The 26373-nt window shown below is 67.4% G+C and carries 24 protein-coding genes; 11 read left to right on the forward strand and 13 right to left on the reverse strand.

The features are described 5' to 3' along the window. The first annotated feature begins 123 nt into the window (after positions 1-123). Together AACH40_RS18745 and AACH40_RS18750 are read left to right on the forward strand one after the other, a co-directional pair. Entirely contained in the window at positions 124-1563 is a 1440-nt protein-coding gene (locus tag AACH40_RS18745) for a M20/M25/M40 family metallo-hydrolase (RefSeq protein WP_422394914.1), read from the forward strand. 177 nt (positions 1564-1740) lie between these two features. After that, a complete protein-coding gene (locus AACH40_RS18750) occupies positions 1741-2376 on the forward strand; it encodes an HNH endonuclease (protein ID WP_169493701.1) in 636 nt (211 codons plus the stop codon). Here the strand turns inward: AACH40_RS18750 and AACH40_RS18755 are convergent. The 3 genes from AACH40_RS18755 to AACH40_RS18765 all read right to left on the reverse strand — a co-directional run bounded on the left by AACH40_RS18755 (position 2349) and on the right by AACH40_RS18765 (position 6240). Further along, the gene (locus AACH40_RS18755; protein WP_338643676.1) at positions 2349-3590 is read right to left on the reverse strand and encodes a TCR/Tet family MFS transporter; all 1242 of its coding nucleotides are present in this window, start codon (positions 3588-3590) and stop codon (positions 2349-2351) included. The two genes, AACH40_RS18750 and AACH40_RS18755, sit on opposite strands and share 28 nt — an antisense overlap. A gap of 303 nt (positions 3591-3893) precedes the next feature. Further along, positions 3894-4904, reverse strand: coding sequence for a nitronate monooxygenase (locus AACH40_RS18760; protein WP_338643677.1), 1011 nt, complete (start codon positions 4902-4904; stop codon positions 3894-3896). 79 nt (positions 4905-4983) lie between these two features. Further along, positions 4984-6240, reverse strand: a complete 1257-nt coding sequence (locus AACH40_RS18765) for an aspartate kinase (RefSeq protein WP_422394868.1) — start codon at positions 6238-6240, stop codon at positions 4984-4986. An 81-nt stretch (positions 6241-6321) separates the two neighbouring features. On the opposite strand from AACH40_RS18765, the gene ubiG reads away from it, so the two are divergent. After that, the gene (gene ubiG / locus AACH40_RS18770) at positions 6322-7047 is read left to right on the forward strand and encodes a bifunctional 2-polyprenyl-6-hydroxyphenol methylase/3-demethylubiquinol 3-O-methyltransferase UbiG (RefSeq protein ID WP_338643678.1); all 726 of its coding nucleotides are present in this window, start codon (positions 6322-6324) and stop codon (positions 7045-7047) included. Between the two features lie 4 nt (positions 7048-7051). Further along, positions 7052-7231, forward strand: coding sequence for a hypothetical protein (locus AACH40_RS18775; protein WP_169493696.1), 180 nt, complete (start codon positions 7052-7054; stop codon positions 7229-7231). Between the two features lie 16 nt (positions 7232-7247). Here the strand turns inward: AACH40_RS18775 and AACH40_RS18780 are convergent, their stop codons facing one another. From AACH40_RS18780 to AACH40_RS18805, 6 genes are read right to left on the reverse strand one after another with little or no spacing between them, the layout of a single operon-like run. After that, positions 7248-7652 (reverse strand): thioesterase family protein, encoded by a 405-nt coding sequence (locus AACH40_RS18780; protein ID WP_338643679.1) that lies wholly within the window; start codon positions 7650-7652, stop codon positions 7248-7250. Between the two features lie 56 nt (positions 7653-7708). Then, positions 7709-9637, reverse strand: coding sequence for a GtrA family protein (locus tag AACH40_RS18785; protein WP_338643680.1), 1929 nt, complete (start codon positions 9635-9637; stop codon positions 7709-7711). After that, on the reverse strand, positions 9634-10338 hold the full coding sequence (locus AACH40_RS18790; protein ID WP_338643681.1) for a class I SAM-dependent methyltransferase: 705 nt from the start codon (positions 10336-10338) through the stop codon (positions 9634-9636). The genes AACH40_RS18785 and AACH40_RS18790 overlap by 4 nt, the downstream gene beginning before the upstream one ends. Then, positions 10335-11333: a glycosyltransferase family 2 protein gene (locus tag AACH40_RS18795; protein ID WP_338643682.1), complete on the reverse strand. Its 999-nt coding sequence runs from the start codon at positions 11331-11333 to the stop codon at positions 10335-10337. Before AACH40_RS18795 ends, AACH40_RS18790 begins: the two co-directional genes overlap by 4 nt. A gap of 56 nt (positions 11334-11389) precedes the next feature. Next, on the reverse strand, positions 11390-11737 hold the full coding sequence (locus AACH40_RS18800; protein WP_338643683.1) for an arsenate reductase: 348 nt from the start codon (positions 11735-11737) through the stop codon (positions 11390-11392). Next, positions 11734-12045 (reverse strand): antibiotic biosynthesis monooxygenase family protein, encoded by a 312-nt coding sequence (locus AACH40_RS18805; protein ID WP_338643684.1) that lies wholly within the window; start codon positions 12043-12045, stop codon positions 11734-11736. The genes AACH40_RS18800 and AACH40_RS18805 overlap by 4 nt, the downstream gene beginning before the upstream one ends. Positions 12046-12383: 338 nt before the next feature. On the opposite strand from AACH40_RS18805, the gene aroC reads away from it, so the two are divergent. Further along, positions 12384-13469 (forward strand): chorismate synthase, encoded by a 1086-nt coding sequence (aroC, locus tag AACH40_RS18810; RefSeq protein WP_338643685.1) that lies wholly within the window; start codon positions 12384-12386, stop codon positions 13467-13469. Between the two features lie 26 nt (positions 13470-13495). Here the strand turns inward: aroC and AACH40_RS18815 are convergent, their stop codons facing one another. Next, positions 13496-14269, reverse strand: a complete 774-nt coding sequence (locus AACH40_RS18815; RefSeq protein ID WP_338643686.1) for an enoyl-CoA hydratase-related protein — start codon at positions 14267-14269, stop codon at positions 13496-13498. Between the two features lie 81 nt (positions 14270-14350). Between AACH40_RS18815 and AACH40_RS18820 the strand changes: the two genes are divergently transcribed. After that, positions 14351-15661 carry a dicarboxylate/amino acid:cation symporter gene (locus AACH40_RS18820; RefSeq protein ID WP_338643687.1) on the forward strand — a complete coding sequence of 437 codons (1311 nt, stop codon included), beginning with the start codon at positions 14351-14353 and terminating at the stop codon, positions 15659-15661. A gap of 75 nt (positions 15662-15736) precedes the next feature. Here the strand turns inward: AACH40_RS18820 and AACH40_RS18825 are convergent, their stop codons facing one another. The 3 genes from AACH40_RS18825 to AACH40_RS18835 all read right to left on the reverse strand — a co-directional run bounded on the left by AACH40_RS18825 (position 15737) and on the right by AACH40_RS18835 (position 19390). Further along, positions 15737-17287 carry a Do family serine endopeptidase gene (locus AACH40_RS18825; protein ID WP_338114891.1) on the reverse strand — a complete coding sequence of 517 codons (1551 nt, stop codon included), beginning with the start codon at positions 17285-17287 and terminating at the stop codon, positions 15737-15739. Between the two features lie 122 nt (positions 17288-17409). Next, complete coding sequence (gene hflC / locus AACH40_RS18830) at positions 17410-18261, reverse strand: protease modulator HflC (RefSeq protein ID WP_169493686.1); 852 nt, start codon at positions 18259-18261, stop codon at positions 17410-17412. A gap of 1 nt (position 18262) precedes the next feature. Beyond that, on the reverse strand, positions 18263-19390 hold the full coding sequence (locus AACH40_RS18835; protein WP_338643688.1) for a protease modulator HflK: 1128 nt from the start codon (positions 19388-19390) through the stop codon (positions 18263-18265). A gap of 184 nt (positions 19391-19574) precedes the next feature. Here AACH40_RS18835 and AACH40_RS18840 point away from each other — a divergent pair, with 184 nt between their 5' ends. The 5 genes from AACH40_RS18840 (at position 19575) to rpsT (ending at position 25774) form a co-directional block, all read left to right on the forward strand. Then, positions 19575-20543, forward strand: coding sequence for an Mrp/NBP35 family ATP-binding protein (locus AACH40_RS18840; protein ID WP_420874058.1), 969 nt, complete (start codon positions 19575-19577; stop codon positions 20541-20543). A gap of 4 nt (positions 20544-20547) precedes the next feature. Continuing rightward, a complete protein-coding gene (locus AACH40_RS18845; protein ID WP_338643689.1) occupies positions 20548-22845 on the forward strand; it encodes a molybdopterin cofactor-binding domain-containing protein in 2298 nt (765 codons plus the stop codon). Further along, positions 22845-23867, forward strand: coding sequence for a ferrochelatase (gene hemH, locus AACH40_RS18850; protein ID WP_338643690.1), 1023 nt, complete (start codon positions 22845-22847; stop codon positions 23865-23867). Before AACH40_RS18845 ends, hemH begins: the two co-directional genes overlap by 1 nt. Before the next feature lie 76 nt (positions 23868-23943). Continuing rightward, positions 23944-25368, forward strand: a complete 1425-nt coding sequence (locus AACH40_RS18855) for a cytochrome P450 (RefSeq protein WP_338643691.1) — start codon at positions 23944-23946, stop codon at positions 25366-25368. A 145-nt stretch (positions 25369-25513) separates the two neighbouring features. Next, positions 25514-25774 carry a 30S ribosomal protein S20 gene (gene rpsT / locus AACH40_RS18860; RefSeq protein ID WP_169493681.1) on the forward strand — a complete coding sequence of 87 codons (261 nt, stop codon included), beginning with the start codon at positions 25514-25516 and terminating at the stop codon, positions 25772-25774. Positions 25775-26373 lie beyond the last annotated feature (599 nt).

Here is a 26373-nt window from a genome sequence, read left to right on the forward strand (position 1 = left end):
TGGCCCAGTGACGCCGCCGCGGCGCGGCACCTGCGAAAGAAGCACTTCCACTCGCCTGCGAAAGGTGGTGGAAAGATGCATCCGAAACCGGAAATGCCATGGTTCAATGGGGGTAATGCTTTGATCCGCAAACTCTTTGCCGCAACTGCGGGCGCTGCCGTGGCGCTCTGCGCCACCGCCTCGGTGCTTGCCGCCTCGCCGCCGCCGCCTGCCGCCGATGCCGGGGAGCAGGCCTTCCGCGAAACCTACAAGGAGCTGGTCGAGACCAACACGACGGTTTCGTCGGGCAGCTGCACGCTGGCGGCCGAGCGCATGGCGGCCCGGCTCAGGGCAGCGGGTTTTGCCGACCGCCAGCTGACCCTGTTCTCCACGCCCGAACATCCCAAGGATGGTGGCCTCGTCGCGATCCTGCCGGGCAGCGCGAAGAAGCTGAAGCCGATGCTGCTGCTGGCCCACCTCGACGTGGTCGAGGCGCGGCGCGAGGACTGGACCCGCGATCCCTTCAAGCTGATCGAGGAAGACGGCTACTTCTACGGGCGCGGCACCGTCGACGACAAGGCGCAGGCCGCGATCTGGACCGACATCATGGTCCGCTTCGCCCAGGAAGGGTTCAAGCCGAAGCGCACGATCAAGCTTGCGCTTACCTGCGGCGAGGAGACTTCGGGCGCGTTCAACGGCGCGGAATGGCTCGCCAAGAACCGTCGCGAACTGATCGACGCGGGCTTTGCGCTCAACGAGGGCGGCGGCGGTCGTACCAACGGCACGCCGATCTCGAAGGGCGGCAAGCTTGAAGGACTGTCGTTCCAGGTCGGCGAAAAGGCCTACCAGGACTTCACGCTGACGGCGACCAACCCGGGCGGCCACAGCTCGCAGCCCGTGCGCGAGAATGCGATCTACGAACTGTCCGAAGGTCTGCTCAAGATCCGCGACTATCAGTTCCCGGTCGAATTCAACGACACCACCCGTGCCTTCTTCACGCGCATCGGCACGCTGCGCGGCGATGCGGTGGGCAAGGCGATGATCGCCATCGCCGCCAATCCTTCTGACACTGCGGCGCTCGCCATCGTCCAGAAGGACAAGATGCTGGCCTCGATGCTGCACACGTCGTGCGTGGCGACGCTGGTCGATGCCGGCCATGCGCTCAACGCGCTGCCGCAGCGCGCCACGGCCAACGTCAACTGCCGCATGTTCCCGGGCCGCACCACGGCGGAAACCCAGGCGGCGCTGGTGCAGGCGATGAGCGATCCGGGCATCACCATCGAACCGCGCGTCAAGGACAAGCCGATCGCCAAGTCGCCGCCGCTCGATCCGGCGATCGTCGGGCCGGTGGAAAAGGTCGCGGCCAAGTACTTCCCCGGGGTCACGGTCGTTCCGACCATGCTCACCGGCGCGACCGATGGCGTGTACATGGGCGCGGTCGGCATCCCGACGTACGGCGTTCCGGGCGTCTGGCTCGATCCGGATGGCAACGGCCTGCACGGGCTGAACGAACGTGTCGAGGTGAAGTCGCTGATGACCGGGCGCGCCTATCTGACCGAACTGGTCCGCACGCTCGCCCAGTAAGGGGAAGGGGCGGCGCAAAGGCTGTGGACAGCCGTGCGCCGCCCCGTCTCACCACGCTTGACGAAAGGGCGCCAAGCGTGTTCCTTCCATCGCATGCGTCACGAAGCGGTCACGCAAGGTCCCCATTTCCTCCCCCGTCAGGAGGCAATTGGCGATGCGTAAGGGCCGAACCGGAGCATGCTTCATAAGGCGCTGATCGAGCGGGCGGCTGCGGCCAGGCCCCATAGCGGCGATGCCGCCGCCCACCTGTTTTCGGGCCGGAATTCGCGTCATCTCGATGATTGCCCGGCGCTTGTGCTCAACGCCGACTACACCCCGCTCAGCTATTATCCGTTGAGCTTGTGGCCCTGGCAGACGGCGATCAAGGCAGTGTTCCTCGAACGGGTCGACATCATCGCGACTTACGACCAGGCGGTGCACAGCCCGTCGCTGGACATGAAGATCCCCTCGGTCATCGCGCTGCGCCAATACGTGCGGCCGAACGAGTTTCCCGCCTTTACCCGCTTCAACCTGTTCCTGCGCGACAAGTTTTCGTGCCAGTACTGCGGCAGCACCGACCTGCTGACGTTCGACCATGTCGTGCCGCGCCGCCTTGGCGGGCGGACCACCTGGGAGAACGTCACCACCGCCTGTGCGCCGTGCAATCTCAAGAAGGGCGGCCGCACCCCGGCGCAGGCGCACATGCACCTGTTCGAGGAGCCGATCCGGCCGACGACATGGCAGCTGCAGGAACGGGGCCGCGCCTTCCCGCCTGGCCACCTGCACGAAAGCTGGCGCGACTGGCTTTACTGGGACGTCGAGCTGGAAAGCTGATCCTCGCGCGCCAGCAGTCCGGCGCCCTTCAGGAACAGGCCCAGCGCCACCAGCGAGATGGCGGCCGATATCAGCATCGGCATGGCCGGGATCTGCGCGATCGCGCCCGGTCCGCTGAACCGCGCCAGCGCCTGGGTATAGAGCACCGGCCCCACGATCGCCGCGATCGAACCGATCGACTGCACCGCGCCCTGCAATTCGCCCTGGCTGCGCGCGTCGACCGCCCGGCTGTTGAGGCCCGAGATCGATGGCTGGACGAAGCCTTGCGCCGCGCCCGCAACGATCGCCACCCACACCTGCCAGGGTTGGTGCGCAACGGCGTAAAGCACAGCGGCAACACACAGCCCCGCGATGCCCAGTGCCACCGCCTTGCGTTCGCCCAGGCGGGGCAGCAGCAGGCGCAGGCCGAAGCCCTGGACCAGCGCGCTCGAAAAACCGACCACTGCCAGGGCAAAGCCGACCTGCTTCGTCGAAAAGCCATAGGCCGCAATCGCCATGTACGACCAGGTCGAAGGGTAGACGATGTGCGCCAGTTGCCACACCCCCAGCGCGGCCACGAACCACAGCACCGCGCCGCTCTGCGCGCGCAGGGCTTGTAGCGAGGCGAGCGCATTGGCCTTGCGCCAGTCGAACGGGCGGCGCTTGTCCGCCGGCAGCGATTCCCGCAGGAACAGCAGACCGAACACGAAGTTGGCCAGCGCCATCGCACCGGCGAAGGCGAAGGGATAGCGCGGGTTCATCGCCCCAAGGATGCCGCCGATGGCGGGCCCGACGACGAAGCCGATGCCAAACGCCATGCCCATCATGCCAAAGCTTGCCGCGCGCTTTTCGGGCGGAGTGACGTCGGCAATGTAGGCATAGGCGGCCGAAAAGCTTGCGCCGGTAATCCCGGCGATGATCCGGCCCAGCACCAGCCAGCTCATGCTCGGCGCCAGCGCCTGGATCAGGTAGTCGCAGCCGAGGGCCAGGATCGAGGCGAGCAGCACCGGGCGCCGCCCGAACCGGTCGGACAGGTTGCCGATGATCGGCGCGAACACGAACTGCATCGCCGCGTAGCCCGCGCCGAGCCAGCCAGCGTATTCCGCCGCCGTGGCAATCGGCACGTGCGCCAGATGCATGATCAGTCCGGGCAGCACCGGGATCACGATGCCGAAGCCCAGCATGTCGATCAGCACGATGGCAAAGACGAAGCCGATCGAGGCGCGGTGCTGCACGGGTGTGATCTTTCCGGGGCTGGGGTTGTCCCCCGCGCTCTAGGCGGCGTGGACAAATTCCGCAACGCCACGGTTACCCTGTAAGAGGCCCCTGCAGCGTCGCTCAGCCTTGATGGAGGCCCACTCCACCTGCGGCTTTGCTCCTTGCAGGGGCCTCTTACAGGGTAACCCCTTTTTGCCTCCAGCCGTGGCCGCTGCGGAATTTGTCCACGCCGCCTAGAGCACGAATTCGCGCGCTGCCAGCGCCTCGTTCAAGCAGCGTTGCGCCCGCTGCCGCCCGGGCCGGTCAAGCCGGCACCGGCGTCAGCTCCGGGTGAGCGCCGCTTCGCTTTCGGCCAGCAACTGCGCCATGATTTCGGCAACCGGTTGTTCTTGCGTGACCATGCCCACCGATTGCCCGGCCATCACCGATCCGCTCTCGACATCGCCGTCGATCACCGCGCGGCGCAGCGCGCCCGCCCAGAAGTGCTCGATCTCGAGCTGGGCCGCCGCCATGTCGACGCGCCCTTCGTCAAGCGCCTGCGCCACTTCGCGCTGCTTGGCGGTGAACTCCTCGGTGCCCTTGTTCTTCAGCGCGCGCACCGGGATCACCGGCAGGCGGGGGTCGATCTGCACGCTCGCCACCGCGTCGCGCGCATTGGCGCGGAAAAAGGCCTGCTTGAACGCGGGGTGCGCGATGGATTCGCTGGCGCAGGCAAACCGCGTGCCGAGCTGCACGCCCGCAGCGCCCATTTCCAGATAGCTCGCGATCGCTTCGCCGCGGCCGATGCCGCCGGCAACGAACACGAGGTGGTCGGCGGCGAGGGCCGGCAGGAATTCCTGGGCCAGCACCGAGGTCGAGACCGGGCCGATGTGCCCACCCGCTTCGCTGCCTTCGATGACCAGCGCGTCGGCGCCCGAACGGAACAGCTTCTTGGCGAGCGCGATCGTCGGCGCGAACACGATGACCTTGGCGCCGAACGCCTTGATCGCCTCGACGCTGCCCTTGGGCGGGATTCCGCCGGCAAGAACCACGTGGCCGACCTTGTGGCGCGCGCAGACCTCGATCAGGTCGAACAGCGCCGGGTGCATGGTGATCAGGTTGACGCCGAATGGCTTGGCCGTCAGCGCCTTGGTCCCGGCGATCTCCTTGTCGAGCAGCTCAGGCGTCATCGCCCCGCAAGCGATCACGCCGAAACCGCCCGCATTGCTGATCGCGGCGACGAGGTTGCGCTCGGACACCCAGCTCATCGCCCCGCACAGCACCGCGTATTCGGTGCCGAGGAATTCCGCGCCACGCGCCATCAGCGCGGAAGTCTTGGGGGTGCTGGTCATCGCGTCTTGCCGTCCGTCCGTTGCAACTTGGCCCGCGCCCTTAGGCGCGGCAGGCCCGTCCGGCAAGTCGCAGGGCTCGTCAGGCGGCGTCGAGCCCATAGGCGGTGTGCAGCACGCGCACCGCCAGTTCGACCTCGTCGGCGTCGATCAGGACGGAAACCTTGATCTCGCTGGTGCTGATCGCCTGGATGTTGATGCCCCGGTCGGCCAGGCTCTTGAACATCGTGCTGGCAACGCCCGCGTGGCTGCGCATGCCCACGCCGACGACCGAAACCTTCGCCACCTTGCTGTCGGCGATCATCCGGTAGAAGCCGATCTGCTCCTTGCGCTCCTCGAGCAGCGCCTGCGTGCGCGCCAGATCCGACTTCGGGCAGGTGAAGGTGACGTCGGTCTCGCCCTTGTCCTTGGCGATATTCTGGATGATCATGTCGACGTTGATGTTCGCTTCGGCCAGCGGCTCGAAGATCGACGCAACCGCGCCCGGACGGTCGGCGATGCGGGTCAGGGTGACCTTGGCTTCGTTCTTGTCGGCTGCGATGCCGGTGATCAGCTGGCGTTCCATATCAAGTCCTTCGAGTTCCTCGTCGGAAACAATCATCGTGCCGGGGATGGTGTCGGCAGCAGGGGCATCGTCGTCGATGAACGAGGACAGCACCTGCACGCGCACCTTCTCCTTCATGGCGAGGCTGACCGAGCGGGTCTGCAGCACCTTCGAGCCGACCGAGGCAAGCTCGAGCATTTCCTCGTAGGTCACGTTCTTGAGTTTGCGCGCCTTGGCCACGATGCGCGGGTCGGTGGTGTAGACCCCGTCGACGTCGGTATAGATGTCGCAGCGATCGGCCTTGATCGCCGCCGCCACCGCCACGGCCGAAGTGTCCGAACCGCCACGGCCCAGCGTGGTGACGCGGTTGTCTGCGGTCAGGCCCTGGAAGCCCGGGATCACCGCGATCTCGCCCGCCGCCATGCTGGCCAGCAGTTCGTCCGAATCGATGCCCTCGATGCGTGCCTTGGAATGGGCATCGTCGGTGCGCACCGGCAGTTGCCAGCCCAGCCACGAACGCGCCTTGCTGCCCAGCGCCTGCAGATGCATCGCCAGAAGGCCCGAGGTTACCTGCTCCCCGGCGGCGACGACCACGTCGTACTCGGCCGGATCATACAGCGCGCTCGCCTCGCGGCAGAAATTCACCAGCCGGTCGGTCTCGCCAGCCATCGCCGAAACGACCACCGCGACCTCGTGCCCGGCGGCCTGCTGGCGCTGGACGATACGGGCCACACGGCGGATGCGCTCGGTTCCGGCCATCGAGGTGCCGCCGAATTTCATCACGATCCGGGCCACGTCACGCTCCCAAGGGTTACTGCAACAATCTTTCGTGCATGGCCGGTGGACCATGCGAGAGCGGCGCTTTAGGGATGGGTCATGCGCAATGCAACCACGATCCGCCCCGCCGAAGCCTCGCACTTTGGCAAGCTCGCCGCCGACTGGTGGGACCCGAAGGGCTCCTCGGCGATGCTTCACCGCCTTAACCCGGTGCGGCTCGGCTTCGTGCGTGAAGCGATCGATTCGCACTTTGGCATCGATTCGCGCACGCTGAAGCCGCTGGCCGGCAAGCGCGCGCTCGATGTCGGCTGCGGGGCGGGGCTGCTGGCCGAACCGCTGGCCCGGCTGGGCGGTGCCGTGACCGGCGTCGACGCGGCCGAGGAGAACATCACGGTCGCGCGCGAACACGCGGCCGCCACGGGCCTTTCCATCGACTACCGCCACGGTGAAATCGGCGGCTTGGGTCTTTCGGGATTCGACCTCGTCACCTCGATGGAAGTGATCGAGCACGTGGCGGACAAGGCGGCCTTCCTTGCTGCGCTTGCCGCAACGCTGGCCGACGATGGCCTGATGGTGCTGTCCACCCCCAACCGCACCACGGCCTCGCGCCTGCTGCTGGTCGAAGGGGCCGAGCGCATGGGCATGGTGCCTCGCGGCACGCATCACTGGGAGGATTTCGTCACCCCGGTCGAACTGCACGCCCTGCTCGAACAGGCGGGGCTCAGGATGGGCAACCCGATGGGCATCGCCTGGGGCCCGGCGAGCGGCCTGCACTTGTCCGACGACCTGTCGCTCAACTTCATCGTCACCGCGACGAAGGGCTGAACCGATGGCCGAACGCTTCGAACGTCACAAGCAGGCCTGGACCGCCGATGAAATCCAGAAGCTGCACACGCTTGCCAAGAAGGGCATGGCGCTGAAAGCCATCGCCAAGGCGCTCACCCGCAGCGAGGAATCGGTCAAGACACGCGCCAAGGCCGACGGCCTCTCTATCGCCAAGCTGCGCTAAAGCCCCGTCTGGCGATTCAATCCTGCGAAGGCAGGAATTTCTCGACCAGTTCGCGCGCCAGCCGCGCCGGGCGCAGGGTCGAAGCGTCAAGGCAGCACCAGCTGGACTTGACCTCCGCCAGCACGTCCTCGCCGCGCTTGATCACCGTTTCGTAGAACGCGCGCGCACCCTGGACCTTCTCCAGGATCACATGCGCGATCACCGTGTCGTCAAGGAACGTCGGCCGGCGGTAGGTGATCGAATGCGTCGTTGCCACCCACAGGTACTGTCTGACCGCCTCCACCGGCGCGAAGGCGCGCCAGTGGTCCACCACCGCGTCCTGCACCCACTTGAGGTATGAGGCGTTGTTGACGTGCCCCATGAAATCGATGTCCGCCGGATCGACGATAATGGCAAAGGTATGGGGGATCGTGTTGCTCACACTGGTGTAGATAGCATGCCTCGGCCCGATGCGACAGGGGGCACGCGGCACCCTTTTCAGCGGTTGCGGCGTAACACCACCGAATCGCCCGCTCGGGCAGCGATGCTCCAGCCATCGTGCTGCAGTCCGGCCGGCATACCGATCACCCAGGCATAGCGGATGGCGGGCTTCAGCTCGGTCAGCACGTCGCTCACGCCCGGCCAGCCATTGCAGCTGCGATCGTAGATCATCGTCTGGCGATCGTGATCGTAAGGTTCCGCATCGGCATTGTGCACCTTCAACAGCTGGCCCGCGTTCATCTGCCACTGTGCGCTGTCGAAGATCTGCCGGCGTGCCAGCGCATAGCCGGAAATATGGTCGCGCCGGTCGATGTTCCACGGCGTCTGCGCTGAATCGCAGGTGCGCGGCACGATCGTCACCAGGTTGGTCCCGCGCGGCACGGCCGAAAGCACCGACAGCGCGCGGCCGGCGATCCTGTCGTTGTGGACCATCGCCACGGCATTGCCGGTCCAGCGCGCCCCCACGAACAGCAGACCTGCGATCGCCAGCACGGTGCGCAGCGCCGGCGGGCTGTCGGCGCGTGGCGTAGCCGCGATCAGGAACAGCGCGAAGGTTACCGGCACCAGCCGCATGTCGGCATACTGCGATTCGAGGATGGTGTCAGGCATGATCACGTAGATCACCGCCATCAGCACCGCGAACACCGCGACACCGCGGTCGCGCACAAAAAACGGCGTGCGCCAGAACAGGTAGATCGCAACGGTGGCGATCAGCAGCGCGGCCAAGTCCCAGGCCTGCCACGTGTCGCGCAGCGCATCGAAGGGCCAGAGCCACTTGCCGCCACCCTGGTGATAGGCGAACGGCTCGACCGGTCCGTGGCGGGCCATGCCCATGGCGATCAGCGGGCCGATCACGGCGGGCAGCAGGCGCAGCCCCGATACGAACACCACGCGCCAGGCGGGTTCGCCCCGTGCATCGGCGCGCGCCGCGTTCGCCGCGAAGGCACCGACCAGGAACACCGCCAGCCCCATGGTGTGGGCCAGCCACAGCACAAAGCCCATCGGCACGAACAGCGCCGCCTGCAGGCGATGGCGCCCCCTGATCTCGAGCGCGGTCCACAGCGCCACGGCGTTCAGCGCAAGGCCAATCCCCAGCAGCGAGTTGAGAAAGCCGAACTGCAGCGGAAAGCCGAAGATGAAGGGCAGCGCGAAGAATGCGGTCGGCGCGACTTTTCCATGCACGGTGCGCGAAAGGGTCAGGATGCCGAGCGCCTGGACACCCAGGATGATCGCCACGATCGCACGCAGCGCCGCCTCCGGCCCCAGCAGCGGCACCAGCCCTTGCGCCAGCAGGTCGCAGCCAAGGTTGCCGAGCAGCCCCCACTTGAAGTCGTACCACTGGCGCAGCACCGGCGATGTGCCCGCATCGACCTGCACGATCCAGCGCGCCATGTGCCCGCCTGCATCGACCAGCGGCGGCGTCGTCACCAACATGAGCGGCGCCATCGCGGCGGCGACGAGCAGGGCGATCAGCGCAGGGCTTTGCGTGGTCCGCGCAACCAGTGCATGCCAGCGGGTGGCGTCGGCGGTCGCGGAAGGTCCGCCCGCGAAGACAAACCGCCGCGAAAGCAGGTAGAAGGCCACGGTATAGATCGCCACGGCCGCCGCCTGCAGTGCCAGCGTCCCGCCGATCCCGATGCTGCGCCCGATCGCCAGCACGCCGATGTTCAGCGCATAGGCAACCCCGGCGGCAAGCGCGAAGCGCGGCAACTGGCGCGCGTGTCGTCCTTCGCTCGCGGCGAAGGTGAAGCTGCGGTTGAGCAGGTAGGAACAGACGAACCCGCCCGCATAGCCGGCGGCATTGGCGGCATAATCGTTCCAGCCGAGCAGCAGGCCCATCTGGATCAGCGCAAGCCCCAGCGCGGTGTTGATCAGCCCTACGCCGGCGAAGCGCGCGGGCGCGGGGATCGCTTCGACGATTTTCAAGCGCACCCGCCCAGCACGTATTGCGCGCCCAGCGGAAGCGCCTTCAGGAAGCGCTCCAGCGGACGCAGCGCGGCCAGCGCCCGGGGGAAGAACATCCGGTATTCGCGCGTCACGGGCGCAAAGCCCGCCGCGCGCAGCCGTCCGGCCATCACCGGCGCGGAAATCAGCACCGCGTTCTCGTCGAACGGGCAATTGGCCACCGCCTGCCGGGTCAGCGGGTTCCACGGATTGTGTTCATACAGCACGAACAGACCGCCGGGCCGCAGGCTCGCGCGGATCTGCGCCAGCAGCGCGACATGGTCCTCGTGGGGAATGTGATGGAACACGCAGGCTGCGAACGCGAGGTCGAACGAAGCGGGCGCAAACGGCAGCGTCTGCCCGTCGTAGGGAACATAGGCGTTGTCGTCGCCATGCTTGCGGCGTGATGCCTCGAGCGACCGCGCCGATACGTCGAGGCAGGTCAGCCTCGCTTGCGGGAAAGCTTCGCGCAGCGGTGCCACCGCGTTGCCCACGCCCGATCCGAAATCGAGCATGTCGCGCACGGCAAGCCCCGCCATTTCGGCCAGCCGCAGGGCATCTGCCGCCTTGTAGCCGGCGAAGAAGTCCACATCCTCGCCGCTTGCGCGGATCGATGCGGCGTGCTCGGCGCGGTAGCGGTCGCAATGCAGGTCGAATTCGGCCTGCGGTGGCAAGGCGCTCATGCCTGATCGCCCCGGAACACCTGCCGCACCACGAACATCGGGCGGCCCTTGGTCTCGATGTACATGCGGCCGATGTATTCGCCGAACACCCCGAGCACGAGCAATTGCACGCTGCCCAGGATCAGCACGACCGCGATCATGCTGGTCCAGCCATGAACGGTCCCGCTCGTCAGCCACACGCTCAGCACCCAGCCAAGCATGACGAAACCGGCTAGGCCTGCCAGCGCGCCGAACAGCGACGCGATGCGCAGCGGCTTGACCGAAAAGCTGGTCACCGCATCGAAAGCCAGCGCCAGCATCTTGCGCAAGGGATAGTGCGTCTCGCCGGCAAAGCGCGCATCGCGCTTGTAGGGCAGGGCCACCTGGCGGAAGCCGACCCAGCCGACCATGCCGCGGACGAAGCGGAAGCGTTCGGGCATGGCGTTCAGCGTATCGACCACTGGCCGCGTCATCAGCCGGAAATCGCCGGCATCGCGCGGGATGTCGATGTCGATCAGTCTTTCGAGCACGCGGTAGAACGCCGCCGCCGTCGCCTTCTTGAACATGGTTTCGCCTTCGCGCACTACGCGCTGGCCATAGACCACGTCGGCGCCTTCATCGGCCAGCCGCATCATTTCGGGCAGCAGTTCGGGCGGATCCTGCAGGTCGGCGTCGATCACCAGCACCCGCTCGCCGCGGCAGACCTGAAGCCCGCAGGTGAGCGCCAGCTGGTGGCCGTGGTTGCGCGCAAGGTCCACGCCCACCACGTGCGCCGAACGCGCCGCATGGGCCGCGATCAGCGCCCAGGTCGCATCGCTGGACCCGTCGTTGACCAGCACGATCTCGTAGTCGCCGGGGCTCGCCGCCTCGCACACCGGCATCAGGCGCGCCATCAGCGCATCGATTACCGGCGCTTCGTTATAGCACGGTATCACTACCGAAAGGCCGACCCGCCCGGGCTTGCGCCACGGATTGAGGGCCCCCTCGACCCGCCAGTCCTGAAGATCCTGAAGCATGCCCGCACTTATCGCGCGGTATGGTTAAGGCGGTGTAAACGCCTTGCCTCGCCGACTCAGCCCAGCGCGGCTTCCCACTCGGGCTGCTTGAACCCCACCAGCAGACCACCCGGATGCTCGACGATCGGCCGCTTGATGACCGAGCTGTTTGCCGCCAGCACCGCTGCCGCGCCATCGCCCGCCAGCGCCTCCTTCTGCGCCTCGTCCAGCTTGCGGTACGTCGTCCCCGCCTTGTTCACGATCTTCTCGCGCCCCGCCTGCGCGATCCAGCCGGCGATGCGCGCGGGATCGGCGCCCTGCTTTTTGTAGTCGTGGAAAGTGTAGGCGATGCCTTGGCTCTCGAGCCAGACACGCGCCTTCTTGACGGTGTCACAGTTGGGAATGCCATAGACGGTTACGCTCATCGCTCGGTCCTGTCGAAGTGGTGGTGGCGCGCGGGAGTCCCGGCGAACAGGGTATAGCTTTCGTAGTATTCGGCGCGGCCCCGGGCCTGGACTGCGGCGTGGTCGGCCTGCCGTCGCCAGCCAAGCGCGGCGGCCTCGTCGGCCCATTCGGACAGCGCGATCACTTCGCCGTCGTCGGCCGTGTAGCTCTTGAACGAGATAAAGCCGGGCTGCGCGCGGGCCAGGTCCTCCATCGCCTGCGCATCGGCGGCATAGGCGGCGGCGTCGAGGTCGGCGCGCTTGCGGTTGCGGAAGACGACGAGGTACATGGGCTGCCTGTCCTAGGCGGCGTGGACAAACTCCGCAACGCCACGGTTACCCTGTAAAGGGCCCCGGCAAGGAGCGAGGCCGCAGGTGGAGTGGGCCTCCATCAAGGCCGAGCGACGCTGCAGGGGCCCTTTACAGGGAAACCCCTTCGGGGCTGGACCAAAAAGCGCTATCGCAGCGTCGGCTCGGCTCGCAATATTCCCGATATTGCTCCACCTCGCCTCCTCGCGCTGGCGCTTTTTGCCTCCAGCCGTGGCGCTGTGGAATTTGTCCACGCCGCCTAGTCCGCGATCGGCCGGGCAATGGACTTTTGCGCGCGCTTGCGACAAAGCCGCGCTCCATGAGCCTGAACAGCTTCGGACACGTGTTCCGCTTCACCACCTGGGGCGAAAGCCATGGCCCCGCGCTCGGCGCGGTCGTCGACGGCTGCCCGCCGGGCCTGCCGATTTCCGAAGCGGTGATCCAGCCCTTCCTCGATGCCCGGCGGCCTGGACAGTCGCGCTTCACCACGCAGCGGCAGGAACCCGATCAGGTGAAGATCCTTTCGGGCGTGTTCGAGGGCCAAGACGGAATCCAACGCACGACCGGCACGCCGATCAGCCTGATGATCGAAAACGTCGACCAGCGCTCGAAGGACTATGGCGATGTCGCCAGGGCCTACCGCCCCGGTCACGCCGACTATGCCTATGACGCCAAGTACGGCTTTCGCGACTATCGCGGCGGCGGGCGCTCCTCGGCGCGTGAAACGGCGGCGCGTGTGGCGGCGGGCGGCGTTGCGCGGCTCGTGATTCCCGAAGTGAAGATCACCGCCTGGGTCAGCGAGATCGGCGGCGACCGGATCGACATGGATCACTTCGATGAAGCCGAAATCGGCCGCAACCCGTTCTTCTGCCCGGATTCGTGGGCGGCTGCGCGCTGGGAAAAGCTGGTCGACGATGCGCGCAAGTCCGGCTCGTCGCTGGGCGCGGTGGTCGAATGCGTGGCCGAAGGCGTGCCCGCCGGCTGGGGCGCGCCGCTCTATGCCAAGCTCGATGCCGAACTCGCCCACGCGATGATGGGCATCAATGCGGTCAAGGGCGTGGAGATCGGCGATGGCTTCGAAGCCGCGCGCAACACCGGCGAAGGCAATGCCGATCCGATGCGGCCCGGTAATGATGGGCCGAGCTTCCTCGCCAACCACGCGGGCGGCATTGCCGGGGGCATTTCGACCGGACAGCCGGTGGTGGTGCGCGTGGCGTTCAAGCCGACCAGCTCGATCCTCACCCCCATGCCCACGATCACGCGGGAAGGGGAGGCGACCGAGCTGTTCACCAAGGGACGTCACGATCCTTGCGTCGGCATTCGCGGCGTGCCCGTGGTCGAAGCGATGATGGCGCTGGTCCTTGCCGACCAGAAGCTGCTCCACCGCGCCCAAACCGGACGCTAAACGCCCGGACGCTGATCAGCGATAAGTCAGCGCCCCTTCCACGCGGGGGCGCGCTTTTCGGCAAAGGCGAGCGCACCTTCGCGCGCGTCCTCGCTGCGGCGCCACGCGGCGAAGGCGGGGTAATCCTCTTGACCCTCGATCGCCGCTTCCAGGCTGGGCTCGTCCAGCCCGCGCATCACCGCCTGCTTCGATGCCCGGATCGATAGCGGCGCGCCCTTCAGGATCGTCTCGAGCCAGGCCCGTGTCGCCGCCTCCAGCTCCTCGTCGGGCACCACTTGCGTGACGAAGCCCAGCCGCTCGCCCTCCGCGGCGCTGACGCGGCGGGCCGACAGGATCATGCCCATCGCCTTTTTCAGGCCGATCTGGCGGGCCAGGCGATGAACCCCGCCGCCCAGCGCCACCGCGCCGACCAGCGGTTCGGGCAGGCCGAAGCTCGCGCTTTCCGCCGCGATGATCAGGTCGCAGGCGAGCGCCACCTCGAACCCGCCGCCCAGCGCCAGCCCGTTGACCATGGCGATGATCGGCTTGTCGCAGTCGAACCGCTCGATCAGCCCGGCATAGCCGTGTGCGGGGTAGTCGCGATGCCCGTTCGCGACCACCGACTTGAGATCGGACCCGGCGCAGAAGGCGCGGCCTTCGCCGGTCACCACGCAGATCCACTGGTCGGGATCGGCGGCAAAGGCATCGAACGCGGCTTCCAGCTCGTCATGCATGTCGGCGTCGATCGCGTTCAGCACTTCCGGCCGGGCCAGGCGGATCCACGTGACCCGCTCCTCGCGCTCGATCTTGATCCTCTCCACCGGCGTCTCCTTATGTGCGTTTGCCCTATGCCTAGCCAGAGGTTAGTCTCGCACGCAACAATCTTGCGGGGACGAAAGACCTTGGGCCGACGCCTTACCCTCTACATCGTGATCGCCATGATCGCGGGCATTCTCACCGGCTTTGCGCTCAACCGCGCCTATCCTGCAGACAGTGCGACGCTCGCCAGCATTGCCGACACGCTCAAGCTGCTGCCCGAAGTGTTCCTGCACCTGATCAAGATGATCATCGCGCCGCTGATCCTGGCGACGCTGGTCACTGGCATCGCCGGCATGGGCGACAGCGCCGCGCTCGGCCGGATCGGCGGGCGGGCGCTCGGCTGGTTCATCACTGCCAGCCTGATCTCGATCGGTCTTGGCCTGGTGCTGGTGAACCTGTTCAAGCCCGGCGTCGGCCTGCAGTTCACGCCCGCCGCCCCGGTCGGCGATCTTGCCACCGCCGATTTCACCCTGCGCCACTTCGTGCTCGAGATTTTCCCGACCAGCGTGTTCGAGGCGATGGCCAAGAACAACGTCCTGCAGATCCTCGTGTTCTCGCTCTTCGCCGGTGTCGCCCTCTCGGCCATCGGTGAAAAGGGCGCGCCACTGGTGCGCGGGGCCGAAGCGCTCGCCACGCTGATGCTCACGATCACCGACTATGTGATGCGCGCGGCACCCATGGCCGTGTTCGGCGCGCTCGCTTCGGTGGTGGCGACCAAGGGCCTGTCGATCATCGTCACCTATGGCGTGTTCGTTTCCGAATTCTTCTTCGGGCTGACGCTGCTGTGGGTGATCCTGTTCACCATGGGCGGCCTGTTCCTGGGCAAGCGCGTCATCGTGCTCGCCCGCTATATCCGCGAACCGCTGCTGCTCGCCTTCTCGACCGCAAGTTCGGAGTCCGCGCTGCCCAAGCTGTTCGAACAGCTCGACCGCTTCGGCGTTCCGCGGCGCATTTCGGGCTTCGTCCTGCCGCTGGGCTATTCGTTCAACCTCGATGGCTCGATGATGTACACCAGCTTTGCCACGATGTTCATCGCGCAGGCCTATGGCATCCACCTGTCGATCGGCCAGCAGATCGCCATGCTGCTCACGTTGATGGTCACCAGCAAGGGCATCGCCGGCGTGCCGCGCGCCAGCCTCGTGGTCATCGCCGCCACGCTCACCCAGTTTGGCCTGCCGCTCGAAGGCATCGCGCTGCTGCTCGGCGTCGATACCTTCCTCGACATGGGCCGCACCGCCACCAACGTCGTCGGCAACGCGGTGGCAACCTCGGTCATCACCAAATGGGAAGGCATGCTGCAGGTGCCGATGGATCCGGACGCGTCCGAACCGCTGCCGCCGCACGATACGCCCGAACACGGGCGCCGCGGCCTCCACCTCGATCCCGGCCAGTAACTGCCCGACCAGCCAAGCGAAAAGGCCGCCCCGGTTTCCAGAGGCGGCCTTTTTCTTGCGGTCAGATCCGTTCGATCAGCGCAGGCGGATCGGCACGTAAAGCGCGGGCTGGCCACGGCGCTGGATGCGCAGCAGCACGGCTTCGCGGTTCTCCGCCTTGGCCTGGCGCACCACGGCTTCCAGGTCGGCCAGCGAGGTCACTGCCTTGTAGTTGGCCGACAGCACGATGTCGCCACGCTGCAGGCCCTTGGCCGCCGCGTCGCCCGAGGTATCGACTGCGGTGATGACCACGCCCTTGGTGTCCTCGGTCGCGCCCAGCTGGCGCGCGATCTGCGCGGTCAGCGGGATGGCGGCGATGCCCAGCGACTGCTGGATCGCCGCGCCCGAAGCGGGCTTGCTGGCATCGGGCTTGGCAAAGCCGCCGTTGTCGCTGTCGTCCTGCTGCGCGTCGGGGTCGAAGGTGTTGCTGGCCAGCTCTTCCTCGCTCGGGCGCTTGCCGACGACCGCCTGCACGGTCAGCCGCTGACCGTTGCGGATCAACTCGATCGGGATGCGCTTGCCCGGTGCGGTGTTGGCCACCAGGAACGACAGCGTCTGGTCGGGAGTGACTTCCTTGCCGTCCACCGAAACGACCACGTCGCCCGACTGAATGCCGGCCTTTGCCGCGCCCTGGCCCGGTTCGACCGACTGGATGAATTCGCCGCGCTTCTTGGCAAGGCCGAGCGAGGCGGCAAGATCGTCCGAAAGCTGCTGGATGCGTACGCCCAGATAACCGCGCTCGATCGCCTGGCCGCTGCGCAGCTTTTCCACGATCGGGGCGGCGATCTCGGCGGGAATCGCAAAGCCGATGCCGACGCTGCCGCCGGTCGGCGAAAAGATCGCGTTGTTGATGCCGATGACGTTGCCGTTCATGTCGAACATCGGACCGCCCGAATTGCCCCGGTTGATCGAAGCGTCGGTCTGCAGATAGCGGTCGTAGGCCGAACCCGATCCGGTGTTGCGGTACACGGCCGAAATGATGCCGCTGGTCACCGTGCCGCCAAGGCCGAACGGGTTGCCGATGGCGATGACCCAGTCGCCCACGCGGGCATGGCGCGAATCGCCGAACTTCACGAACGGGAAGGGTTTGGTCCCCGAAATCTTGAGCACCGCGAGGTCCGACGCGGCGTCGCGGCCGATCAGCTTGGCGGGGTAATCGGTGCCGTCGGTCATGGTGACGGTGATCGATTCGACCTCGCCCTGGCCGTCGGCGGTGATCACGTGGTTGTTGGTGACGATGTAGCCGTCGGCCGAGATGATGAAGCCCGAACCCAGCGACTGCGCCTCGCGCGTTTGCGCGCCGCCGCCGCCCTGGCCGCCGCCGAACAGGTCACCGAAAGGCGTTCCGGCGAACGGGTTCTGGTTCTGCACCTTCACGCGCTGGCGGGTCGAGATGTTGACCACGGCCGGCTGCAGCTGCTGCGTCAGGTCGGCAAAGCTCGCCGGCGCGCCCGCGCGGGGCACCACGTTCTGCATCTGCGCGGAATCGTTCTGGGCCACCTGGGCGCCGGCGGGGAAGCCGGTCACCAAAGTCGCCGCGCTGCCGGCAAGGAGCAGCGCCGTAGTCACTCCGTAAGCATATCGCACGTGGCTCGTTCCTCTTGTCCTATGCGTTGGCGGCGGATTCCCGGCCTTGCCGGGCGCCGCTCCCATCCCCCTCGCCGATCAACGCTTCGTCGCATGAACGGGATTTGAATGGGGGCGTTCCGTCACTTTCCGCGGAATTGCTTCAGGTACTCGTTGTCAGGAGAAAGCACGATCGACGTACTCGATCCCTTCTGCGCGAAGGTCGTGTCGTAGCTCTGCATCGCACGGTAGAAGTCGTAGAACGAAGGATCCTTGCCGAAGCTGTCGGCATAAGTGCGCGATGCGTCGGCCTCGGCCTGCGCGCGGATGATCTGCGCGTTCTTCTGGCCCTGCGCGCGGATCGTCGCGGCTTCCTGCTGGCGCGCGGTCGCCATGCGGGTGAACGCCGAATCGAGCGGCGCGCCGTCGGGCAAATCGGCCCGCTTGATCCGCACGTCGATCACCTGCGCGCCGTATTCGCGCGCTTCCCTGTCCAGCCCCTGGCGGATGTTGGCCATGGCCTGCCCACGCTCGGCGGTCAGCAGCGAAGCGAACGTGCGCTTGCCCAGTTCCTGGCGCAGCACCGAATTGAGGATCGGCTGCAGCTGTTCGGATACGCGGTCGACGGTCCCTGCGGTCTCGTACATCTTGACCGGGTCGATCACGCGGAAGCGGGCATAAGCGTCCACTTCCAGGCGGCGCTGGTCAGCGCTGGTCACCTGCTGGCGCTCCATGTCGACGTCGAGCACGCGCTTGTCGACCCACACCACCGTTTCGAAGAACGGGATGCGCCAGGAAAGGCCAGCCCCGGTCTGGCCGAAGTCGGCGTTGGGGCGGAAGCGGTTGATCACGCGCTCGGGGTCCCCCAGCCGCACGATCACCGCCTGCTTGGTTTCGGGCACCACGATCAGCGTGCTCGCCAGCGCGACGAGCAGCACGATCACCGCGATGACCGCGGCCTTGTAGTCGTTCCAGATGCGTTCGATGGCGTCCATGTCAGTTCGCCCCCCCGTTCGAGGCATCGCTGGCAGCATCGCTCGGGCGGCGCTTGATCTCGGGCAGTGGCAGGTACGATTGCACCCCCGGCGTCTCGACGATCACCTTGTCGGTCTGGCTCAGCACGCGCTCCATGGTTTCATAGTACATGCGCCGGCGCGTCACCTCGGGGGCAAGCTTGTACTGCTCGTACACCTTGTCGAACGCGGCGGCCTCGCCCTGCGCGCGGGCGGTCAGCTGCTGCGCCCAGGCTTCGGCGCGGTTCACCTCGCTCTGCGCATCCTGCTGCGCGGCAAGCACTTCCTTGAAGGCATCGACCACCTTGGCCGGCGGGTCGGTCTTCTTGATTTCAACGCCCTGAATCTTCACGCCCGAGCGATAGGCATCGAGCACGCGCTGCATCCGCTCGCGCACGTTCTGCTCGATCGCGGCGCGGCCCGAACCCATGGCATCGTTCAGCGTCACTTCGGCGATAGAGGCGCGCATCGCCGCCTCGGCCACTTCGCGCACGGTCTGGTCCGGCTCGGCCAGCTGGAAGGAATAGAGCTTCAGATCCTTGATGTTCCAGCGCACCAGATAGGTCAGGTCGACCAGGTTCTGGTCGGCGGTCAGCATCAGCTTCTCGCCTTCGCCCTCGGGGATCGATTCCCGGCGGATCGAGGTCACGTCCTTCACGCTCACCGATTGCACCGGCCAGGGCAGAGTCAGCGCCATGCCGGGGTGGAGCGTGCGCGAATAGGATCCGAACGTGGTGACGATGCCCTGTTCCTGCGGGGCGATGCGATGGACCATCGACGTGCCCAGCCACAGCAGCACGAACGCGGCAACGCCGATCGGCACCCACGATTTGCCGTCGGGGCGCGGGGGCAGGCGGAACGCGGGGCCGCGCCCGCCGCCGCCCGGGCCCGCGGACCGCTTGCGGAACAGCTCCTCGATGCTCGGGCCCTTGCGCGGCTCGCCCGATGCGGGCGGCAGCCAGGGATTGCGCGGACCTTCGGATCCCGGCGGCGGGCTGGGCCGCTCGCCGCTCTCGGGCCTGTTGCTTCCTGCGCCGCCTTCGGTCCCGGCGTCTCCGCCACGGTCGTCGGCGCCGCCCGGGTCGCCCCAGGGGCTCTTCTTGCCCGTCATTGCGCTGCTGGTCCCGGGCAGGGGTCCGGGCCCTGCACCTGCCTCACCGAAATCCTTCATCCGACCGTTATAGGAACAACGCTCGCGAAAAACAGTGTCTCGCTCCCAAAATTCCTCTGCTAGGGGACTGCCCCGAAGGCCGGGGGTGAATGGCTGCAACCGGCGGGCAGGAACAGGAGCGGGCGTGAGCCTCGATGGCAAGGCGCTGCACGATGCGGTGCGGCAAGTGGCGGGGGACAGGCTGCAGTCGGCCACGGTGAAAGGCGAAGTCGCCACGATCGTGCTCGATGTCGCCGGCATGGAGCGGCTCGCGCGCGACAAGCTCGATCTTGCGGTGCGCGACGCGGCCAAGGCGGCGGGCGCTGCCGAAGTGCGCGTGGGCATGACCGCGGAAAAGCGCGCGGCCCCGCTGATCCTCGCGGTCGGCTCGGGCAAGGGGGGCGTTGGCAAGTCCACGCTGTCCACCAATCTCGCCGTCGCGCTGTCGCGCGCTGGAAAGAAGGTGGGCCTCGTCGATGCCGATATCTATGGCCCGTCGCAGGCGCGCCTGCTCGCAACCGAAGGCATGCGCCCCACCGCCGAAGGCAACAAGCTGCATCCGGTGCAGAGCCCTTGGGGCCTGCCGCTGCTGTCGATGGGCCACCTCGTCCAGCCGGGGCAGGCGATCGCATGGCGCGGGCCGATGGCGGGCAATGCGCTGGGCCAGCTGACCGATGCGATCTGGGGCGATATCGATCTGCTGGTGGTCGATCTCCCGCCCGGCACCGGCGATGTGCAGCTGACCATGCTGCAAAAGCACAAGCCGGCGGGCGCGGTGATCGTCTCCACCCCGCAGGATCTCGCGCTGATGGACGCCACCCGCGCGGTGCAGCTGTTCGAACAGGCGCACGTGCCGATCGTCGGCCTGGTCGAAAACATGGCCGGCTACGTCTGCCCGCATTGCGGAGAGGAAAGCGATCCGTTCGGGCAGGGCGGTGCCGAAGCCGCGGCAAGGACGATGAACCTGCCCTTCCTCGGCCGCATTCCGCTCGATCTGGCGATCCGGCAGGACAGCGACGCCGGGCGGCCACCGGCGGCGGGCGAAGGGCCGCAGGCCGATGCCTTCGCCCGGATCGCGCAAGCCGTGATCGCCTGGCTCGACGCCCGCGTTTAGCGCCATGCGGCTGACCCGGCGCGGCCTGTTGATCGGCGCTGGTGCGGGGGGCGCCCTGCTGCTCGCGTTCCGGCTGGTGCCGCGCCACTATGCCAGCCCGCTTGTTGCGCGCGATGGGGCTGATGCCGGAGAGCGCGTATTCGACAGCTTCATCCGCCTTGCGCGCAATGGCGATGTCAGCGTGGCCGTGCCGTTCTGCGAAATGGGGCAGGGGATTGCCACGCTCGCCGCGCAGATCGTCGCGGTGGAGATGGGCGCCGACTGGAAGCGCGTCGGCGTCGAACCCGCGCCGGTCAGCCCGGTCTATGGCGATGCCGTGCTCGCCGCGCGCTGGGCACGGCTGTGGCTGCCGCTGGCGCCGTCGCTGGCCGACCGGCCCGGCGATGTGCTCGCCCGCCTTCATGCCGAGCGCGAGCCGCTGCAGATCACGGCGGAAGGCACCGCGCTCGCCGCGTTCGAAGCGCCCTTGCGCGATGCCGCCGCTGCCGTCCGCGCCGTGCTGGCGCAAGCCGCCGCCGCGCAGTGGGGCGTCGGCTGGGAAACGCTCGATGCACGCGGCCATGCCGTCACCGACGGCAAGCGCCAGATCGCGTTCGAAAAGCTGATCCCCGCCGCCGCCGGTTTCGACCCGCCCGATCCGCCGGTGCTGCGGCCCGAACCCCCGCGCGAAAAGCCCGGCGCCTTTCCCGAAGGCGCGCGCCCGGCCTTTCCCCGGCTCGATCTTCCGCCCAAGGTCGATGGCAGCTTCGTCTTTGCCGGCGACGTGCGCCTGCCCGGCATGGTCCACGCGGCCATCGCCATGGGCCCGCAGGGCGACAGCGTGCTGGCAAGCTACGACCGTAAGGCCGCCGCCGATATCAAGGGTCTTGTCGGCGTCGTCCGCGCCAAGCGCTGGCTCGCCGCCGCCGGCACCACCTGGCACGCCGCAGACAAGGCACTGAAGGCGATGGACCCGCGCTTCAAGGCGGCGGGCCGCATCGCCGACAGTTCCGCGCTCGAAACCCGCATCGACACCGCCCTGCACAAGGGCACGCCCCGGCGCATCCTTGCCGAAGGCGATCCTGACGCCCTGCTTGCGCGCCCCAGCCTCGACGTGCGCTACGATGTCGAACCCGGTACCCACGCCCCGCTCGAAACCGCCACCTGTACGGCGCGGCTGGAGGAAGGGCGGCTCGAACTCTGGCTCGCGACGCAAGCGCCCGAACTCGCCCGCCGCGCCGCCGCGCGCGCCGCGGGCGTCGCCTTGCGCGATGTCGTGCTCTATCCGCTCCACGCCGGGGGCAGCTTCGATGCGCGGCTCGATGTGCGCATCGCCTCGCAGGCCGCCGCCATCGCCAAGGCGATTGGCCGCCCGGTGCAGCTGATGTGGTCGCGCTGGCAGGAATCGCTCGGCAGCTATCCGCGCACGCCCGTCTCGGCGCAGCTGTCCGCGGCGATGAGCCCCGACAAGCAGCGCCTGCTCGGCTGGCGCGCGCGGCTTGCCCTGCCGGCCACCGCGATCGAATGGGGCACGCGCCTGCTCGGCGAAACCAGCATGCCACGCGCCAAAGCCGCCGCGCAGGGCAAGCCCGATCCGATGGCCTGCGAAGGCGCGCTGCCGCTCTATGGCATTCCCGAAAAGGCGGTCGATCACATTGCCGTCGATCTGCCGCTGCCCACCGGCCGGCTGCGCGGCGGCGCGCATGGCTACACCGCGTTCATCGTGGAAAGCTTCGTCGATGAATGCGCCCATTTCGCGGGCGCCGAACCGCTCTCGTTCCGCGTCGGCATGCTGTCGGGCCAGCCGCGCCTCGTCGCCTGCCTGCAGGGCGTGGCGCGCATGGCGATGTGGGGCGGCGGCGCCGATGCCTCGGGGCAGGGCATCGCCTGCTGGAAGCTCGATCTCGAAGCGGGCGAAGGCCCGCGTTCCGGCTTCATTGCCGTGGTGGCGACAGCGCGGCAGGACAATGGCACGATCCGGGTCGACCAGCTTTCCGCCTATGCCGACATCGGCCGCATCGTGAACGTCGATATCGCCCGCCAGCAGATCGAGGGCGGCCTTCTCTTCGGCCTCGCCCACGCGATCGGCGGCAGCACCGCCTATGCTTCGGGCCTGCCGCTGGCGGCCCGGCTGTCGCAGCTCGGCCTGCCGCTGCTGGCCGATTGCCCCAAGGTCGATGTTGCCTTCGCCGATTCGACAGAGCAGCCGTTCGATCCCGGCGAACTCGGGATGGTCGCCACGGCCCCTGCCATCGCCAATGCCCTGTTCTCGGCCACCGGCGCGCGCCTGCGCCGCCTGCCCCTCCTGTCCGAAGGTTTCTGATGACCGCTTCGCATCTTCCTGCCGAACACCCTGTCGTGCGCACCGGCAAGGTCGGCGTGCTGCTGGTCAACCTCGGCACGCCCGATGCGCCCGATGCGAAGTCGGTGAAGCGCTATCTCGGCGAATTCCTGTCCGACAAGCGGGTGGTCGAAATCCCCACGCTCGTTTGGCAGCCGATCCTGCGCGGCATCATCCTCAACACCCGGCCGAAGAAGAGCGCCCACGCCTACCAGCAGGTGTGGAGCGATGAAGGCTCCCCGCTCGCCGCGATCACCGCCGCCCAGGCGCGCGGTCTGCAGGCGCGGCTGGGCGATGCGGCGATCGTGCGCCACGCCATGCGCTACCAGAGCCCCGCGATGGGCAAGGAGCTGGACGCCCTGCTCGAACAGGGGTGCGAACGCATTCTCGTCGCGCCGCTCTATCCGCAGTATTCCGCCGCCACCACCGCCAGCGCGCTCGATGCCATGGCGGATTGGATCAAGGGCCGCCGCCGCCTGCCCGCGCTACGCACGCTGCCGCCCTATCACGACGATCCCGCCGCGATCGCCGCGCTCCACGCCGATCTCGCCCGCCAGATCGCCGCGCTGGCCTTCACGCCGGAACTGCTGCTTTTGAGCTTCCACGGCATGCCCGAACGCACGCTGCATCGGGGTGATCCCTACCACTGCCATTGCCGCAAGACCGCGCGCCTGATCGGCGAACGCTTTGCGCAGACTCATCCGGACCTGCGCATCGTCACCAGCTTCCAGTCGCGCTTCGGCCGCGCCAAGTGGCTCGAACCCGCGACCGACACCGTGCTGGTGGAAGAAGCAAGGAACGGCACGAAGCGCGTGGCCATCGCCGCACCCGGCTTTTCCGCCGACTGCCTCGAAACGCTGGAGGAACTGGCCATCCGCGGGCGCGACGATTTCCTCGCCGCCGGCGGCAGCCATTTCGCCGCGCTGTCCTGCCTCAACGCGGGCGAGGCCGGGATCGACCTCATCGAATCGCTCGTCCGGCGCGAACTTTCCGGCTGGATCTGAAATCTTCCGGGTCTTGCCTCGCTGCTGACAGTCGTGTCATTAATGGAGCGATTAAAAAGACCCTGGGAGACGATCGATGGCCAGCGTTCCGGCCCGCAGCTTCACCGACGTGACCGTCCAGTCCGATCGCGGCAACCCGCACTGGACGCGCCACCCCGGCGATGCCGCACTCGATGCGATCCCGGGGGACGATGGCTGGCCGATCGTCGGCACCACCTTCCGCCAGCTTGGCGATCCGATCGGCTTCGGCAAGGAAATGCTGGCCAAGTTCGGGCCGGTCTACCGCACCCGCAGCTTCGGCCGGCGCGGCGTCAACCTGATCGGCCCCGATGCCAACGAACTCGTGCTGTTCGATCGCGACAAGCTGTTCTCGAACGAGCAGGGCTGGGGCCCGATCCTCAACCTGCTGTTCCCGCGCGGGCTGATGCTGATGGACCACGAAGCGCACCGCATCGACCGGCGCGCGCTGTCGATCGCGTTCAAGCCCGAACCGATGCGCGCCTATTGCGGCCAGCTCAACGAACAGATCGCGCGCGGCGTCGAAGCGTGGAGCAAGGGCGCCGGGGCCGATGGGGTCACGCAGGTCCGCTTCTACGACCTGATCAAGACGCTTACCCTGCAGACCGCCGCGGTCAGCTTCCTCGGCCTGCCCCTGGGACCAGAGGCCGACCGGCTGAACAAGGCTTTCGTCGACATGGTGCAGGCCTCGGTCGCGCCGATCCGCCGCCCGCTGCCGTTCACCGCGATGGGCCGGGGCGTTGCCGGGCGCAGGCTGATGGTCGAATACTTCACCCAGCTGGTGCGCGAACGGCGCGAAAGGCCCGGGCAGGACATGTTCAGCCAGTTCGCCCTCGCCACCCGCGAAGATGGCAGCCTGCTGGCCGAAGACGTGGTGGTCGATCACATGATCTTCCTGATGATGGCCGCGCACGATACCATCACTAGCTCGTTCACCACGCTCGCCTGGCACCTCGCCACCTCGCCCGAATGGCAGGACAAGCTGCGCGCCGAGGCGCTGGCCGTGACCGGCGGTCCGGGCCGCGCGCTCGCCTACGAGGATCTCGGCAAGCTCGAACTGACCGACCTCGCCTTCAAGGAATCGCTGCGGATCATGCCGCCGGTTCCGGCCATGCCGCGCCGCGCGCTGCGCGATTTCACCTTCCGCGGCCACTTCATCCCGGCGGGCACGGGCGTCGGCATCAGCCCGGCCGCGGTCCATGCCGATCCCGCGCTCTGGCCCGATCCCGACCGCTTCGATCCGCTGCGCTTCACCCCCGACAAGGTCGCCGCGCGGCACAAGTATGCCTGGGTGCCCTTCGGCGGCGGCGCGCACATGTGCCTGGGGCTGCACTTCGCCACGATGCAGACCAAGGTGCTGGTCGCGCAGATCCTGTCGCGCTATGCGCTCGAAGCCGCGCCGGGCTATGCGCCTTCGTGGCAGGCCTGGCCGATCCCCAAGCCGCGCGACGGCCTGCGCCTGTCGCTGCGCCGGCTGGGGTAAGGGGCGGCCCGCAGGCGCCGAATCTGTTGACCGCATCGCGGCTTGACGCTAAGGGCGCCGCTTTCCGGCGGGCTTTACCCGCTTTCCATCATGATTGCATGGGCGCCTTTTCGGTGGCCCGCCAGAGGACACGAGACAGGAACACATGGCCAACACGCCGCAAGCCCGCAAGCGCATCCGCCGCAACGAACGTCGCGCCGAAATCAACGGCAACCGCCTTTCGCGCATCCGCACCTTCGTCAAGAAGGTCGAAGCCGCGCTCGAAGGTGGCGACAAGTCTGCGGCCGCCGAAGCGCTCAAGGCTGCCCAGCCCGAGCTGGCGCGCGGCGTTGCCCGTGGCGTGCTCCACAAGAACACCGTCGCCCGCAAGATGAGCCGTCTCAGCAAGCGAGTCGCCGCTCTCTGATTCGCGGCGAAGCGCTGATCGTGTCGGGGTGATGACCGGCACGTTACGGCACAAAAAAAGAACATGGCCGGCGTGTCACACGCCGGCCTTTTCTTTTGCGCGATAGTTTCAAAGCGCCACCAATTTCGCAATCGCAACAAGTCACGGAAATTCCGCGATTCGGCTGTTGAAGTAAGGAAAACCGAATAAAATCATGTACTTGATGGAGTTCTGCGGGCCAGACCAGAGTCAAGGCGATTTATTTCAGTTTTTTTGCGCTCCGGCGCTTGCGCACAAACGCGAAGGGCCAATAGACAGGACGGACCGGCAGCGGCGGGGGCCTTCTGTTTCGACAGGGAACTCGTCTGGCCGGTGTCACGAAATCGCTTGAAGCAGGGCCCGGGCGCACGAATGCGCGCATCCGGGCAAGGGGTAGGTCGTGCCTGTTCTCCCGGCAAGAGGAGGTCAGGCCGCAAGATGCGGGGCGGCGGCGCGTGAAGATCGATGAATTCGGCATGGGCGGCGCCACGCAGGCAGCCGCCGGCAACAAGACGACGGTACAGGCCGGCCCGGCAAACGGTGCTTCGGCAGGGCAAGGCAAGAAGGGACGTGACGGCAGC

Source organism: Novosphingobium olei (assembly GCF_037076535.1).
Lineage (GTDB): Bacteria > Pseudomonadota > Alphaproteobacteria > Sphingomonadales > Sphingomonadaceae > Novosphingobium > Novosphingobium olei.